Origin of the sequence: Pseudomonas sp. BF-B-15 (genome assembly GCF_019946675.1) — a bacterium.
Taxonomy (GTDB): domain Bacteria; phylum Pseudomonadota; class Gammaproteobacteria; order Pseudomonadales; family Pseudomonadaceae; genus Aquipseudomonas; species Aquipseudomonas migulae.
Genome location: NZ_JAGYFZ010000080.1, coordinates 1 through 14,470, shown reverse-complemented (window position 1 = coordinate 14,470; position 14,470 = coordinate 1). Strand labels below are relative to the sequence as shown.

At 61.8% G+C, this 14,470-nt stretch carries 15 protein-coding genes; 2 read left to right on the top strand and 13 right to left on the bottom strand.

Translation table 11 applies throughout. From position 1 onward, the window contains the following. Positions 1 to 5 precede the first annotated feature (5 nt). From KGA97_RS22025 to paaA, 7 genes are all read right to left on the bottom strand, one after another. Positions 6 to 1,652, bottom strand: coding sequence for a cation acetate symporter (locus KGA97_RS22025; RefSeq protein WP_008032374.1), 1,647 nt, complete (start codon positions 1,650 to 1,652; stop codon positions 6 to 8). Then, on the bottom strand, positions 1,649 to 1,957 hold the full coding sequence (locus tag KGA97_RS22020) for a DUF485 domain-containing protein (RefSeq protein ID WP_008032377.1): 309 nt from the start codon (positions 1,955 to 1,957) through the stop codon (positions 1,649 to 1,651). The genes KGA97_RS22025 and KGA97_RS22020 overlap by 4 nt, the downstream gene beginning before the upstream one ends. Before the next feature lie 177 nt (positions 1,958 to 2,134). Beyond that, entirely contained in the window at positions 2,135 to 3,211 is a 1,077-nt protein-coding gene (paaE, locus tag KGA97_RS22015) for a 1,2-phenylacetyl-CoA epoxidase subunit PaaE (RefSeq protein ID WP_223481492.1), read from the bottom strand. Positions 3,212 to 3,244: 33 nt separating this feature from the next. Continuing rightward, entirely contained in the window at positions 3,245 to 3,778 is a 534-nt protein-coding gene (gene paaD, locus KGA97_RS22010) for a 1,2-phenylacetyl-CoA epoxidase subunit PaaD (protein WP_008032381.1), read from the bottom strand. Beyond that, the gene (paaC, locus tag KGA97_RS22005) at positions 3,765 to 4,526 is read right to left on the bottom strand and encodes a 1,2-phenylacetyl-CoA epoxidase subunit PaaC (protein ID WP_223449779.1); all 762 of its coding nucleotides are present in this window, start codon (positions 4,524 to 4,526) and stop codon (positions 3,765 to 3,767) included. Before paaC ends, paaD begins: the two co-directional genes overlap by 14 nt. Positions 4,527 to 4,534: 8 nt before the next feature. Continuing rightward, complete coding sequence (gene paaB, locus KGA97_RS22000) at positions 4,535 to 4,816, bottom strand: 1,2-phenylacetyl-CoA epoxidase subunit PaaB (protein ID WP_007943393.1); 282 nt, start codon at positions 4,814 to 4,816, stop codon at positions 4,535 to 4,537. Positions 4,817 to 4,844: 28 nt separating this feature from the next. After that, a complete protein-coding gene (gene paaA, locus KGA97_RS21995; protein ID WP_008032385.1) occupies positions 4,845 to 5,834 on the bottom strand; it encodes a 1,2-phenylacetyl-CoA epoxidase subunit PaaA in 990 nt (329 codons plus the stop codon). A 220-nt stretch (positions 5,835 to 6,054) separates the two neighbouring features. Between paaA and KGA97_RS21990 the strand changes: the two genes are divergently transcribed. Continuing rightward, positions 6,055 to 6,591: a hypothetical protein gene (locus KGA97_RS21990; RefSeq protein WP_008044130.1), complete on the top strand. Its 537-nt coding sequence runs from the start codon at positions 6,055 to 6,057 to the stop codon at positions 6,589 to 6,591. A gap of 631 nt (positions 6,592 to 7,222) precedes the next feature. Here KGA97_RS21990 and paaK read toward each other — a convergent pair. From paaK to paaF, 6 genes are all read right to left on the bottom strand, one after another. After that, positions 7,223 to 8,548 carry a phenylacetate--CoA ligase PaaK gene (paaK, locus tag KGA97_RS21985; RefSeq protein ID WP_223481491.1) on the bottom strand — a complete coding sequence of 442 codons (1,326 nt, stop codon included), beginning with the start codon at positions 8,546 to 8,548 and terminating at the stop codon, positions 7,223 to 7,225. A 99-nt stretch (positions 8,549 to 8,647) separates the two neighbouring features. After that, positions 8,648 to 9,859, bottom strand: a complete 1,212-nt coding sequence (pcaF, locus tag KGA97_RS21980; protein WP_192228902.1) for a 3-oxoadipyl-CoA thiolase — start codon at positions 9,857 to 9,859, stop codon at positions 8,648 to 8,650. Next, positions 9,852 to 10,301: a hydroxyphenylacetyl-CoA thioesterase PaaI gene (gene paaI / locus KGA97_RS21975; protein WP_008025274.1), complete on the bottom strand. Its 450-nt coding sequence runs from the start codon at positions 10,299 to 10,301 to the stop codon at positions 9,852 to 9,854. The genes pcaF and paaI overlap by 8 nt, the downstream gene beginning before the upstream one ends. Beyond that, on the bottom strand, positions 10,294 to 11,811 hold the full coding sequence (paaH, locus tag KGA97_RS21970; RefSeq protein ID WP_223481490.1) for a 3-hydroxyacyl-CoA dehydrogenase PaaH: 1,518 nt from the start codon (positions 11,809 to 11,811) through the stop codon (positions 10,294 to 10,296). Before paaH ends, paaI begins: the two co-directional genes overlap by 8 nt. 3 nt (positions 11,812 to 11,814) lie before the next feature. Next, entirely contained in the window at positions 11,815 to 12,606 is a 792-nt protein-coding gene (paaG, locus tag KGA97_RS21965; RefSeq protein WP_008038297.1) for a 2-(1,2-epoxy-1,2-dihydrophenyl)acetyl-CoA isomerase PaaG, read from the bottom strand. A 50-nt stretch (positions 12,607 to 12,656) separates the two neighbouring features. Beyond that, on the bottom strand, positions 12,657 to 13,430 hold the full coding sequence (gene paaF / locus KGA97_RS21960) for a 2,3-dehydroadipyl-CoA hydratase PaaF (protein WP_223435374.1): 774 nt from the start codon (positions 13,428 to 13,430) through the stop codon (positions 12,657 to 12,659). A 360-nt stretch (positions 13,431 to 13,790) separates the two neighbouring features. Here paaF and paaY point away from each other — a divergent pair, with 360 nt between their 5' ends. Next, on the top strand, positions 13,791 to 14,387 hold the full coding sequence (paaY, locus tag KGA97_RS21955) for a phenylacetic acid degradation protein PaaY (RefSeq protein WP_008038299.1): 597 nt from the start codon (positions 13,791 to 13,793) through the stop codon (positions 14,385 to 14,387). Positions 14,388 to 14,470 lie beyond the last annotated feature (83 nt).

Genomic DNA, 14,470 nt, shown 5'->3' with positions numbered 1-14,470 from the left:
CGTGATTAGTGCTTGCTGGCGCCGGAGGCACCGATGCCGGTCATCGAACGGATGAACTGCGCCAGGTAGCGGCCGCGCTCAAGGGCCGCTCGCGGCGAGGTGTCGGTGACCGAAAACAGCCAGGCACTGAAAAACGCGAGGCTCATGGAAAACAGCGCCGGGTTGGAGTACGGGAACAGCGCCTTGTCGTGATGCAACACGTTGACCCACACCGCCGGGCTCAGTACCAGCAGGACAATCGCCGAGACCAGCCCCGTCAGGCTGCCGGTGACCGCGCCGCGAGTGGTCAGGCCTTTCCAGTACATCGAAAGGAACAGCACCGGGAAATTCACCGACGCGGCGATGGCCAGCACCAGGCCGGAAAGGAACGCAATGTTCTGCGATTCGAACAGCAGGCCGAGGATGATCGCCAGCACGCCGATGCACAGCGTGGCTATGCGCGAGACGCGGATTTCCTGCTGCTCGGTGGCCTGGCCCTTGCGCATCACGCAGGCATACAAATCGTGGGACACCGCCGAGGCGCCGGACAACGCCAACCCTGCAACCACCGCCAGAATGGTGGCGAACGCGACTGCCGAGATGAAGCCGAGGAACAGGTTGCCGCCCACGGCTTGTGCCAGGTGCACGGCGATCATGTTGCCGCCGCCGATGATCGCGCCGCTGGCATCGCGGAACGCAGGATCGGTGCCGACCATGACGATGGCGCCGAAGCCGACGATGATCAGCAGCAAGTAGAAGTAACCGATGAAACCGGTGGCGTAGAACACGCTTTTACGCGCTTCCTTGGCATCGCTGACGGTGAAGAAACGCATCAGGATATGCGGCAGGCCGGCGGTGCCGAACATCATGCCCAGCCCCAGAGAAATCGCATCGATCGGGTTCGACAGCAAGCCACCAGGCGCCATGATTGCGCTGCCCTTGGCGTGCACGGCAGTAGCGCCGGCGAACATCGCTTCGGTGCTGAAACCGAAATGCTTGAGCACCATGAACGCCATGAACGTGGTGCCGAACAACAGCATCACCGCTTTGATGATCTGCACCCACGTGGTGGCGAGCATGCCGCCGAAGGTCACGTAGAACACCATCAACACACCGACCAGCATCACCGCGTAGAGGTAGTCGATGCCGAACAGCAACTCGATCAGCTTGCCGGCACCGACCATCTGCGCCACCAGGTACATCAACGCAACAGTCAGGGTGCCGAAGGCCGAGGTCAGGCGCACCGGGGTTTGTTCCAGACGATAAGAGACCACGTCGGCGAACGTATATTTGCCGAGGTTGCGCAGGCGCTCAGCGATCAGGAACAGGATGATCGGCCAGCCCGCCAACACGCCCAGGGCGTAGAGCAAGCCGTCGTAGCCATTGAGAAACATCATCGCCGAGATGCCGAGGAAGGACGCCGCCGAGATCATGTCGCCGGCAATCGCCAGGCCGTTCTGGAAGCCGGTCATGCCGCCGCCGGCGGTGTAGAAATCGCTGGCGGAGCGGGTACGCAATGCGGCCCAGCGCGTGACGCCGAGGGTGAACAGCACGAACACCAGGAACATGCCGATGGCGTTCCAGTTCAATGGGCGGGACGCGCCGTCGGCAGCGACCGCGAAGTCGGTGACCGCTGCCAGCGGCAACAGGAACAACGCCAGGAGCCGGCTCATCGGGCGCACTCCTGTTTCAGCTTTTCGTTGAGCGGATCAATCACGTTGTTGGCGCGATAGACGTAGAAACCGGTCAGCGCGAAGGCCAATACCACGATCACCACACCGACCAGCATGCCCACCGAGGTCACGCCGCCGCTCAAGGACTGGCCGAGGGTGGCGGGGGAGAACGCCACCAGCAACACGAAGCCGAAATAGATCACCAGCATGATCAGCGACAGCGACCAGTACAGGTTTTGTTTGCGACGAACCAGCTGGATGAAATCGGGGTGCTGGCGGATGAGTTCTACGTCAGTGGGTGTCATGGCACGCTCTCTGTTGTTTTTGTTGTTGTGGGGTGAAGCAGGTTCTCGGGGGCGCCCCGGTCCCTGTAGGAGCGAGGCTTGCCCGCGAAGAGGCCGGCAGATTCAACATTGATGTCGTCTGATGGTCAGTCTTCGCGGGCAAGCCTCGCTCCTACAGGTTCCGTGTTTGCCGGATAATCAGAGTTGGTCGAAATCCAGGATGACTTTGTCGCTGACCGGATACGCCTGGCACGACAGCACGTAACCGGCGGCCACTTCGTAGTCCTCCAGGGCGTGGTTGCTGTCCATCTCCACTTCGCCTTCGATGACCTTGCATTTGCACGTCGAGCACACGCCGGCCTTGCACGAGTAAGGCAGTTCGGCGCCCTGGGCGTTGCCGGCATCGAGGATGCTCTGGCTGTTGCGCGGCAGGTCGAAGGCCTGCGCGCGGCCGTCGCTGATGACGGTGATCTGGCTGACCGCCGCATCCACCTGGCGCGCTGCCTCGCGAGCCTCGCGTTTTTGCTGGCTGCCAGCGGCGGCGAACAGTTCGAAATGGATGCGCTCCGGTGCCATGCCTTTGGCCTTGAGGCTGTCGCGCACGGTTTCGGTCATCTCCTGCGGGCCACAGATGAATGCCGCATCGAGGGCTTTGACATCGAGCCAGCGGGAGAACAGTTGCTCGCATTTCTCAGCGTTGATCCGGCCGTTGTACAGGTCGACATCCTGCTGCTCGCGACTGAACACGAAGATCAGGTTCAGACGCTGCAAGTAGCGGTTTTTCAGATCTTCGAGCTGTTCACGGAACAGCGCGCCGGAACTTGAGCGGTTGCCATACAGCAGCGTGACGCGGCTGTGCGGTTCGGTTTGCAGGGTGGTCTTGATGATCGACAGGATCGGCGTGATGCCGCTGCCCGCCGCCACGGCCAGGTAATGACCGTGGCGTTGTGGGTCGAGCTCGACGCAGAAGCGCCCGGCCGGCGGCATTACTTCCAGGCTGTGCCCGGCCTTGAGCTGCTCATTGGCGAATGCGGAGAAACGCCCGCCGGCCACACGCTTGATCGCGACGCGCAGTTCGCCGTCATTGACGCCGGTGCAGATCGAATACGAACGACGCACTTCTTCGCCATCCATCTGCGTGCGCATCACCAGGTGCTGGCCCTGGGTGAAGTGAAAACTGTCTTGCAGGTGCTGCGGAATATCGAAGGCGATGGACACCGCGTCACGGGTTTCGGCGCGCACGTCCTTGATGGTCAGGCTGTGAAATTTGCTCATTATTGTTCTCCAGCTGGGACGGCCGATCGCCGCTCAGATGCACTTGAAATAGTCGAACGGCTCGCGGCAATCGACGCAGCGGTACAACGCCTTGCACGCGGTGGAACCGAACTCGCTGAGCACTTCGGTGTGCGCGCTGCCGCATTGCGGGCAGACGATCACCGGACTTTCGCCGAGCAGGCTGCGTTTGCTGGTGCTGCCGTCCGGCGGCGCGATGCCATAAGCACGCAGGCGTTCGCGGCCGATGTCGGTGATCCAGTCGGTGGTCCACGCCGGGGTCAATTTGCGTTCCAGTTGCGGTGCCCTGAAGCCGGCAAGCTCCAGCGCATCGCGGATGTCGCTTTCAATCACCTCGGTGGCGGGGCAGCCGGAGTAGGTCGGCGTGACCACCACGTGCAAGTGGCCGGCTTGCCAGTCGAGATCGCGCACGATGCCGAGGTCGACCACGCTGACCACCGGCACTTCCGGGTCCATGACCTGCGCCAGGGTCGCCCACGCGGCGGCCAGGTCGGTCGGTTGGGCCGGCCGGGCGCCGAGGTCGCTGGCGATCAGCTCACCAGGTTGCATCGGGGTACGCTCGTGGCAGGAATTGCATCTCCGCCAACAGGATGCCGAGGTGTTCGGTGTGCAGCCCCTTGCGCGCATTCAGGTAGAAATAGCTCGGCGCGGCAGGCACGGGCAGGGTGGCGCTGGCGAAAATCTCGTTGACCCTGGCTTGCCACGCGGCGGCGACGGTGGCGATGTCCGGGGTGATGCCGGCTTCGCACAGACGCTGTTCGCTGTCATCGGCGGCGATCAGTTCCACGGTAAAGCGCCAGACCTCAGGGATCGCTGCGAGCATGCGCTTGTGGCTTTCCTCGGTGCCGTCGCCCAGACGCTCGACCCACTCGCCGGAACGGCGTAGGTGATAGGTGACTTCCTTTACAGCTTTGGCAGCGATCCCGGCGATGCGCTCATCGCTGGACTGGCTCAGACCTTTAAGCACTTCCAGGTGCCAGGCGTCATACAGGAACTGCTTGAGGATGGTCACCGCGTAATCGCCGTTGGGTTGTTCCACCAGCAGCAGGTTGCGATAGGCGCGCTCATCGCGACGGAACGCCAGGTGATCGGCATCGCGATCGTCGCCCAGCAGTTCAGCGGCGTATTCCAGCCAGTTGCGCGCCTGGCCGACGAGGTCGAGGCCGACATTCATCAGCGCCAGTTCTTCTTCCAGCGCCGGCGCCTTGCCGCACCATTGGCACAGGCGCTGGCCCTGGATCAGGGCGCTGTCGCCGAGGCGCAGCAGGTATTCGATCAGATCGGTGTTGTTATTCATGGTCGACCTCACATGTGCCCGACTTCGGCCGGCAGCTCGTAGAAGCTGGCATGGCGATAAACCTTGTCGTCCGACGGGTCGAACAGCGGGTCTTTTTCATCCGGCGACGAGGCGGTGATCAGTGCCGACGGCACGACCCATAGGCTCACGCCTTCGCTGCGACGGGTGTACAACTCACGCGCGTTCTCGATGGCCATGGTGGTGTCGGCGGCATGCACGCTGCCGACGTGCTTGTGGTTGAGGCCGTGCTTGCTGCGCACGAAGACTTCGAAAAGGGTCCATTCGGACATGGCGGTGTCTCCAGATCAGGTGGCCGAATCAGGCGGCGTTCTTGTTTTGTTTTTTGCGGGCGTGGGCAACTGCGGCTTCGCGGACCCAGGCGCCGTCTTCAATGGCTTTGCGGCGAGTGGCGACGCGTTCCTGGTTGCACGGGCCGTTGCCCTTGAGCACTTCGTAGAACTCGCTCCACTGGATTTCACCGAAGTCGTAATGGCCGCGTTCGGCGTTCCACTTCAGGTCCGGATCGGGGCAGGTGCAACCGAGCAATTCGAGTTGCGGGATGGTCTGGTCGATGAAGCGCTGGCGCAGTTCGTCGTTGCTCTGGCGCTTGATTTTCCAGGCCATGGACTGGGCGCTGTTCGGCGAGTGTTCGTCGCTCGGGCCGAACATCATCAGCGACGGCCACCACAGGCGGTTGATCGCGTCCTGGACCATGTCTTTTTGCGCCTGATTGCCGTGGCGCATCATGGTCAAAAGGATTTCGTAGCCTTGGCGCTGGTGGAAACTTTCTTCCTTGCAGATGCGCACCATGGCCCGGGAGTAGGGGCCATATGAGGTGCGCTGCAACACCACCTGATTGACGATAGCGGCGCCGTCCACCAGCCAGCCCACGGCGCCCATGTCGGCCCAGTTCAAGGTCGGGTAGTTGAAGATGCTCGAGTACTTGGCCTTGCCGCTGTGCAGCTTGGCGATTTCTTCGTCGCGGTCGGCGCCGAGGGTTTCCATGGCGCTGTACAGGTACAGGCCGTGGCCGGCTTCGTCCTGAATCTTGGCCATCAATTGCAGTTTGCGTTTGAGCGATGGCGCGCGGGTGACCCAGTTGCCTTCGGGCAGCATGCCGACGATTTCCGAGTGGGCGTGCTGCGAGATCTGCCGGATCAGGGTCTGGCGATAGGCATCAGGCATCCAGTTTTTCGCTTCGATCTTGATTTCTGAATCGATTTTTTCCTGGAAGGCGCGTTCCTGTTCGGACATTTCCGACAGGTCCTTGATGCGCTTAACGCCGGTTTCTACGAGCTGTGCGTACATTGGGGGTCTCCCGCCTTGAATCTGATCGAGGGCATGGAGAACTTTATAAGCGATACAGAATTTAATATCAAACACAAAATATCGTGTCGTATGTTTTTTTGTATCGCTTTCGACGTACGGGGCAAGTCCGGTTTCTGGACAGCCTGATGGCGCCTTAGTAGCATCCGCTGCTTACCGACTGGGCGACTCGTCGTCGGTGACGGAATTTCAAGGAGTGGGCATGCAGGATTTCACCTTCGGTAAGGTCAGGATTCATTTTCACATCGAGCATGGGGTGGTGATCAGCAATACGCCGAGCCGTCGTGTGGTATGGATCAGAACGAAGGGAGGCGATGAGCTCCGTCTGGAATATGCTTTTGAAGATTTCCATTTACGCAAAGGTCATGAGGTTTACGTGATCTACGCCGGAAGTTCACACAAGGAAGACATGTACCCCGTGCTTCTGCGCAATCACAATCTTTCCCTCAGTTTCGACTTGGAATCGAGTGATTTTCTCTACCAGGAATTGATCCCGACTATGCGCGCCAACGGGTGGATTTTGGCGGTTCTGTTGATCCCGTGGCCTTTCATCTTTTTTCTGTCCGGCCAGTGGTGGGGAGGGATCGTGCTGCCGATGATCTATTTAATGACAGTGGGAAAGTTCGACGACAAGCGCAAAGCACGACTGGTGCCTGAGCTGGATAACCACATCTACATGCTGGACAGGCGCGCCACTGCCAGACGCGTCGTCACAAGAGCGCTCTCGCGTAATCTCTGACTCGTTCGTTGTGGTTCACATGACCCTGTAGGAGCTGGCTTGTCGGGTCGCCGCATCGCAGCGATGGGCGTCAACGATTACGCGTGCTGCCTGAATGAACGCGTCGCCTAGACGATTTTCGCCGGCAAGCCGGCTCCTACAGGGAATCCCATACGCTTTTGATTTCCACCACTCATCAGGCCGAGCGTTAGCTCGCCTTCAGCTCTTGATCTGAGCGCCCCCTCGAGAGGCCGAGTGGAGGTTCTGCGCAGTGGGCAACCCGGCATGGATGCCGGGTTAGCCGCCCCCGGCCATGGATGGCCGATGGCGGCGGGCCCACGGAGCAGGACCGGAGCGAGGGAATGCCGAGCCTAGGCGAGGCACCGAACGAAAGGGGCAAGAGCCCTTGGTTACTTGGGGCTCTTCCAAGTGACTCGCCGTAAGGGCGAAACCATTAGCGGCCGTTACCGCAGGAATGGATATGTACACCCTCATATAGCCATCGCCGGCAAGCCGGCTCCTACAAGGACCGTGTACATCCGCGAGAGTCGGGCTGCCTATAAAGCCTTCGCGAGCAGGCTCGCTCCCACAGGATTCGTGCGCGCACACCAAAAAAAAGCCCCGCAAAAGCGGGGCTTAAAGGGTGCAGCAGTCATGCTTTCGGGCGTTTGTCCATTACGTGACAAGCCTTGCCCTCAGAGCGCTTGATCGAATGCAGAGGCTGCAAAACAATCCGCGAACTGATCCCGATATTCGTCTTGATGTGCTTGCTCAACTCGCCACAAACAGCCCTCTGCTGCTCATCGCTCAAGTGCTGGTGCTCAGCCTTCAACTCGACATGCACATCCACGCTGTCCAGGTTCCCGTTGCGATACAGATGAATCTCATAACACTCTGAAAGCTGTTTGATTTTCAGTACCTGCTCCTCGATCTGCGTCGGAAACACGTTAACCCCGCGAATGATCAACATGTCATCGCTACGCCCGGTGATCTTGTCGATCCGCCGCATCGGCCGCGCAGTCCCCGGCAACAAGCGCGTCAGGTCGCGGGTGCGGTAGCGGATCATCGGCAAGGCTTCCTTGCTCAGGGACGTGAACACCAGCTCGCCCATCTGCCCGTCCGGCAGCACTTCACCGGTGACCGGGTCGATGATTTCCGGGTAGAAATGGTCTTCCCAGATCGTCGGCCCGTCCTTGGTTTCGGCGCATTCCATGGCGACGCCCGGCCCCATGATTTCCGAGAGTCCGTAGATGTCCAGTGCGGTGATGCCCAAACGGTTCTCGATGGCGCTGCGCAGTTCGCCGGTCCACGGCTCGGCACCGAAGATGCCCAGGCGCAGGGCCAGTTTGTGCGGGTCGATGCCCTGGCGCTCGATTTCATCGGCGATGTTGAGCATGTACGACGGCGTGACCATGATGATGTCCGGCTGGAAATCCTTGATCAGTTGCACTTGCTTTTCAGTCTGGCCGCCGGACATCGGAATTACCGTGCAACCCAGGCGTTCGGCGCCGTAGTGCGCGCCGAGGCCGCCGGTGAACAGGCCGTAGCCATAGGAAATGTGCACTTTGTCGCCACGTCGGCCACCGGCTGCGCGGATCGAGCGCGCGACCACGTTGGCCCAGGTGTCGATGTCGTTCTGCGTGTAACCGACGACGGTCGGTTTGCCGGTGGTGCCGCTGGACGCGTGCAGGCGCACCACGTCCTGCATCGGCACGGCAAACATGCCGTAGGGGTAGTTGTCGCGCAGGTCGGATTTGGTGGTGAACGGAAACTTCGCCAGGTCTTCCAGGGATTTGATGTCATCCGGGTGCACGCCCAGTGCATCGAAGCGCTGACGGTACAGCGGCACATTTTTGTAGGCGTGGTTGAGGCTCCAGCGCAGGCGTTCCAGCTGGTGCTGACGGAGTTCGTCAATGCTGGCGGTTTCCAGCGGGTCCAGCACGGGATCAAGCACGGCTTTGGCAATTGGCATGTTCATAACTTCACTCGAATTATTTTTGTGTTTCAGCCCGGCCGCAGCCGGGCTTTGAGTGCATGCCCCAAGGATACCTCTAGGCTCCCCGGGAATCGCGATTCTTTAGTCGGACAAGCGCTCAATGATCAGCGCAATGCCCTGGCCGACGCCGATGCACATGGTGCACAAGGCGTAGCGGCCCTGACGTTCTTCCAGTTCGTGCAGGGCGGTGGTGACCAGCCGCGCACCGCTCATGCCCAATGGGTGGCCGAGGGCGATGGCGCCGCCATTCGGGTTGACCCGCGGGTCGGTGTCGCTCAAACCCAGTTCTCGCAACACCGCCAGGCCTTGCGCGGCGAAGGCTTCATTGAGTTCGATCACGTCCATGTCGGCGAGGCTCAGGTTGGCCAGTTCCAGCACTTTGCGCGTCGCTGGCACCGGGCCGATGCCCATGATGCGAGGCTCGACGCCGGCAGTGGCCATGGCCACAACCCGGCCGCGAGCCTTCAGGCCGTGGCGTTTGGCGACCGCCGGGCTGGCCAGCAACAGCGCGCAAGCGCCGTCATTGACCCCGGAGGCATTGCCGGCGGTGACGCTGCCGCCTTCGCGAAACGGCGTGCCGAGTTTCTGCAACTGCTCAAGCGTGGTGTCGCCGCGTGGGTGTTCGTCATGCTCGACGACTTTGGCCGGGCCTTTGCGCTGCGGGATTTCCACCGCGACGATTTCCTTGGCCAGACGCCCACTGGCCTGGGCCGCGCCGGCACGCTGCTGGCTGCGCAGGGCAAAGGCGTCCTGGTCGGCGCGGGAGATGTTGAACTGCTCGGCGACGTTCTCGGCGGTTTCCGGCATCGAGTCGATGCCGTAGGTTTTTTTCATCAGCGGATTGACGAAGCGCCAGCCGATGGTGGTGTCGTAGACCTGCGCATCCCGGGAGAAGGCCTGTTCGGCCTTGCCCATGACCAGCGGCGCGCGGGACATCGATTCGACGCCGCCGACCAGCATCAGCCCGGCTTCGCCGCAACGAATCGCCCGCGCTGCGGTGCCGATGGCATCCAGCCCGGAACCGCACAAACGGTTGAGCGTGGTCCCCGGCACGCTGACCGGCAAGCCGGCCAGCAGCGCCGACATGCGTGCGACGTTGCGGTTGTCTTCGCCGGCCTGGTTGGCGCAACCGTAGATCACATCATCCACGGCATTCCAGTTGACCTGCGGGTGGCGGCGCAGCAGTTCGCGCAACGGCACTGCACCGAGGTCGTCGGCGCGTACGCTGCTCAAGGCACCGGCGTAGCGGCCGATCGGGGTCCGCACGGCGTCGATGATCAAGGCGTCATTCATTCGGGGTCTCCTGCGCGAGCACAGCGCCGCGCACTTTGTAGGATTTGCCATGGAACAGCGCGATCAGCTGGCCCAGTTGGTTTTCAATCCGCACGTCGTAGTTGCCGGTGCGACCGGAGCGGCTCTGCTCGGTGCAATCGGCGGTCAAGGTGTCGCCCAGGCGTGCCGGGGCGATGTAGTCGATGCTGCAACCGATGGCCACGGTGGCTTCGTTGTAGCTGTTGCAGGCAAAGGCAAACGCCGAGTCGGCGAGGGCGAACAGGTAACCGCCGTGGCAAGTGCCGTGGCCCTGAATCATGTCGGCGCGCACGCTCATGCCGACGCGGGCGCAGCCCGGTGCCGCCGAGAGCAGACGCATGCCCATGGCCTGGCTCGCGGCGTCGCGCTTGAACATCGTTTGCGCGCAGTTGCTGGCCAGGTTCATTGCTTCGTGATTAGTCATGGAACGTCCTCCCTTCAGCGACGCGACGGCGCAACAGCAGCGACGGTCGATAGCGTTGTTCGCCGTAGCTCGTTTGCAGGTTTTCCAGCACGTTGAGGATGTGCGCGAGGCCAATGGCGTCGGCCCAGGCCAGCGGGCCTTGCGGGTAATTGACGCCGGCGCGCATCGCCAGATCGATGTCGGCGGCCGAGGCCACGCCTTGCAGCACGGCGTCGGCGGCTTCGTTGGCGAGCATCGCCACCGTGCGCAACACTGCGAGCGCGGGGCTGTCGCTGAGTTGGCTGACGGTGAATCCAGCGCGTTGCAGCAGTGCGACGCCGTGTTCGAGTGCCGAAGGGGAGATGTCTGCCGAGCAACTGATGGCGATGCGGCTGGCCTTGCCGTAGTCGAAGGCCAGGTCCAGCAGGATCAGATTGCGCAGCCCGTCTTCTTTCGCCCGCTGACAGGCCATACGCCCGTCGCTAAGCGCCAGCACGGCATCGCCGACTTTCAACAGGCCTTGGCCATCGCGCTGAATGACGTTGATCTGATGTTCGCGCAGACGCGCAATCAACGCGTTGGCGATGCCGAGATCACCTTCCACGACGCAGGTTTCAACCGGGTGATCGCTGCTGATAGAGGTCGGCTGTGGTCGCTCGGAGCCTTCCACATAACGGTAGAAGCCATGGCCGCTTTTGCGACCCAGGCGCCCGGCGTCGACCAATTCCTTCTGAATCAGCGAAGGCAGGAAACGTGTGTCCCCGTAATAGGCATCAAACACCGAGCAGGTCACGGCATAGTTGACGTCATGGCCGATCAGGTCGGTCAGCTCGAAGGCGCCCATCGCAAAACCACCGGCCTCGCGCATCAGCGCATCCAGCGTCGGGCAATCCGCCGCGCCTTCCTGCAGCAGGCGCAGGCTTTCGGCGTAGAACGGGCGGGCGACGCGGTTGACGATAAAGCCCGGCGTAGAGCGGGTATGTACGGGTTTTTTGCCCCAGGCTTTGGCGGTGTCGTACAGACACTCGGCCAACGCCGGATCGCTGGCCAGCCCGGAAACGATTTCCACCAGCGCCATGACCGGCGCCGGGTTGAAGAAGTGCAAGCCGAGCAAGCGTTGCGGGTGGTTCAGTTGCGCGGCGATGCTGGTGATCGACAGCGACGAGGTGTTGCTCGCCAGAATGCAGTGCTCACCGCAGATGCCTTCCAGTTGGCGAAAGAGTGCGCGTTTGACCTCAAGGTTTTCGACGATGGCTTCGATGATCAGCTCGCACTCGGCCAGCGCTTCGATGGCTTCTACAGCGTGCAGGCGCGCAATCGTTGCGCTGCGCGACTCGGCGGACAGTTTGCCGTTCTCGACCCGTTTGCCCAGTTGTCGATCAATGCCTTCAATGGCCTGCGCCGCAGCGCCGGGGCGATTGTCCAGCAGCAACACCGGATGACCGGCCTGCGCCGCGACCTGGGCAATGCCTGCGCCCATGGCCCCGGCGCCGATCACCGCGATGCGCGCGTTAGTGTTCAGTGCGGTCATGACTCAGCGCCCCTTGAAGCTTGGGCTGCGTTTTTCCATGAACGCGCTGACGCCTTCACGGTAATCCTCGCTGCGCCCGGCCAGGCGTTGCAGGTCTTTTTCCAGCTCCAGCTGTTCATCGAAGGTGTTGCTCAGGCTGGCGTTGAGGCTGCGCTTGATCAGCGCCAGGCCGTACGTCGGTTGTGTGGCCAGATGGCGGGCGAGGGTCAGGGCTTCATTGCGTAATTCGGCGTCATCCACCACGCGGTAGATCAGCCCCCATTGCTCGGCTTGCTCGGCGCTCAGGCGATTGCCGAGCAAGGCCAGCGCCTTGGCGCGGGCCATGCCGACCAGGCGCGGCAAGGTCCAGGTGCCGCCGGAATCCGGGATCAAACCGATCTTGCAGAAGGCCTGGATGAAGCTCGCCGAACGCGCTGCCAATACCAGGTCGCAAGCCAGTGGAATGTTGGCGCCGGCGCCGGCCGCCACGCCGTTGACCGCGCAGATCACCGGCAGCGGCAGGTCGCGCAATTGGCGGATCAGCGGGTTGTAGAACTTCTCGATGGACTCGCCCAGATCCGGCACGGCGCTGCCCGGCGCGACATTGCGGTCGCTGAGGTCTTGCCCGGCGCAGAAACCGCGACCTTCACCGGTCAGCAGCAGTACGCGCACGTCCGGATTCTGCCGAACCTGCTTGAGCGCTTCCTTCACTTCGCCGTGCATCTGCGTGTTGAAGCTGTTGAGTTGGTCCGGGCGATTGAGGCTCAGCAGGGCAACGCCGGCCTCGATGGAAAACAGGATGTGTTCGAAGTTCATGGTCTTGGCGTTCTCTGGGAGGTCGTTCGAATTCGTTATCGATGGCCGGATTACTGGCCAGTGAAGGTCGGCGTGCGCTTTTGCTGAAAGGCCGCGATGCCTTCGTCACGGTCGCGGGTGCCGGCCAGCACGGTGAAGGCGTGGCGCTCGAAACGCAGGCCGCTGGCGAGGTCGGTGTCCATCGCCTTGAGCAGCGCTTCCTTGGCCAGGCGCACCGCCAGTGGTGCTTTCGTGGCAATGCTGCGGGCGATCTGCAGCGCACGCTCGACGGTGAATTCCGGTTGGGTGACTTCGCTGACCAGCCCGGCGCGCTGGGCCTGGCGGGCGTCGATCGGCTCACCGGTCAGGACCATCTGCATGGCCATGGATTTGCCGACGGCGCGCAGCAAACGTTGGGTGCCGCCGGCGCCGGGCATGATCCCGAGGTTGATTTCCGGCTGGCCGAAACGTGCGTCCTCGCCGGCGATGATGATGTCGGCGTGCATCGCCAGTTCGCAGCCACCGCCGAGGGCGAAGCCGTTGACGGCGGCGATCAGCGGTTTGTTGAAGCGGGTGATGGTTTGCCACGACGCCTGGCGCGGGTCGTCGAGGATGCCGACCAGATTGCGCTCGGCCATTTCCTTGATGTCGGCACCGGCCGCGAAGGCTTTGCGGCTACCGGTCAGGACCACGACGCGAGTCTCGGCATCGGCTTGCGCGGCCGTCAGTTCGTCCGCCAGTTCACCCAGCAATTGGGTGGTCAGGGCATTCAGCGCTTGCGGACGCTGCAACGTAATCAGGCGGACGCCCGGTTCGAGGAATTCGACAGCAAGGGTTAGAGGCATGGCGGATGCCCTCACGGTGCACGCTCGGCTGTAATGCCGGCTCATTATTGGATCGGCGCGTAGGCCGGTTTTGCCGGAGTATACCTATAACGTGATACGTAAATGCAATATAAAAATAGATTTAATGTGTCCTATCGTCGGGTTTGTGGTTTTATGGTTGTGGTTTGAATAGCTTTGATCAAGCGCTGGATGCGCCTGTTTTATTGGTTTTAGCCGGGGTTTTGTCGTCTAAATAGACGCGGCGGGCCAGTGGCTTTGTAAGTGATACGGTTTTTGTGCTTTGTTAATGTAAAAGTGATGTGATACAAAATTAGTCTACATCGGCATCGCTTTGTGAATGCTCTAATAAGGAAACGCCCCATGACTTGCTACAGCCTCGATGGCCTGACTCCGGTGGTTGACCCCAGCGCTTACGTTCACCCGTCCGCCGTGCTGATCGGCGACGTGATCATCGGTCCCCATTGCTACGTCGGTCCGCTGGCGAGTCTGCGCGGTGACTTCGGCCGGATCGTGCTGGAGGAGGGCGCCAATCTGCAGGACACCTGCGTGATGCACGGTTTCCCGGACAGCGACACCGTGGTCGAGCGCAACGGCCACATCGGCCATGGTGCGGTGTTGCACGGCTGCCGGATTGGTGCCGACGCGTTGGTGGGGATGAATGCGGTGGTGATGGATAATGCGCGCATCGGTGCTCGCTCATTCGTCTCGGCGGCGGCCTTCGTCAAGGCCGGTTTCGAAGGTCCCGAGCAGTCGCTGATCATGGGCGCGCCGGCCAGCGTCAAGCGCAGCCTCAGCGATGAAGAGGTGTCGTGGAAGCAGGCGGGCACTCGTGAATATCAGCAACTGGCCAAGCGTTGCCTTGAGCAGATGCAAGTCTGCGAGCCGCTGACCGAACCGGAGCCCGACCGCCCGCGTATCAGCGACAGCGGCCTGCGGCCCAAGGGCAGTTCTCTGTGAAAGTTGTTCCCCTGTAGGAGCGAAGCTTGCTCGCGAAGGTGTGTCAGTCGACAGCCCTTTAGCTGACACACCTTCGCGAGCAA

Coding starts and splice junctions, on each gene's coding strand:
- KGA97_RS22025 (WP_008032374.1), bottom strand. CDS start 1,652: ATGAGCCGGCTCCTGGCGTTGTTCCTGTTGCCGCTGGCAGCGGTCACC.
- KGA97_RS22020 (WP_008032377.1), bottom strand. CDS start 1,957: ATGACACCCACTGACGTAGAACTCATCCGCCAGCACCCCGATTTCATC.
- paaE (WP_223481492.1), bottom strand. CDS start 3,211: ATGAGCAAATTTCACAGCCTGACCATCAAGGACGTGCGCGCCGAAACC.
- paaD (WP_008032381.1), bottom strand. CDS start 3,778: ATGCAACCTGGTGAGCTGATCGCCAGCGACCTCGGCGCCCGGCCGGCC.
- paaC (WP_223449779.1), bottom strand. CDS start 4,526: ATGAATAACAACACCGATCTGATCGAATACCTGCTGCGCCTCGGCGAC.
- paaB (WP_007943393.1), bottom strand. CDS start 4,816: ATGTCCGAATGGACCCTTTTCGAAGTCTTCGTGCGCAGCAAGCACGGC.
- paaA (WP_008032385.1), bottom strand. CDS start 5,834: ATGTACGCACAGCTCGTAGAAACCGGCGTTAAGCGCATCAAGGACCTG.
- KGA97_RS21990 (WP_008044130.1), top strand. CDS start 6,055: ATGCAGGATTTCACCTTCGGTAAGGTCAGGATTCATTTTCACATCGAG.
- paaK (WP_223481491.1), bottom strand. CDS start 8,548: ATGAACATGCCAATTGCCAAAGCCGTGCTTGATCCCGTGCTGGACCCG.
- pcaF (WP_192228902.1), bottom strand. CDS start 9,859: ATGAATGACGCCTTGATCATCGACGCCGTGCGGACCCCGATCGGCCGC.
- paaI (WP_008025274.1), bottom strand. CDS start 10,301: ATGACTAATCACGAAGCAATGAACCTGGCCAGCAACTGCGCGCAAACG.
- paaH (WP_223481490.1), bottom strand. CDS start 11,811: ATGACCGCACTGAACACTAACGCGCGCATCGCGGTGATCGGCGCCGGG.
- paaG (WP_008038297.1), bottom strand. CDS start 12,606: ATGAACTTCGAACACATCCTGTTTTCCATCGAGGCCGGCGTTGCCCTG.
- paaF (WP_223435374.1), bottom strand. CDS start 13,430: ATGCCTCTAACCCTTGCTGTCGAATTCCTCGAACCGGGCGTCCGCCTG.
- paaY (WP_008038299.1), top strand. CDS start 13,791: ATGACTTGCTACAGCCTCGATGGCCTGACTCCGGTGGTTGACCCCAGC.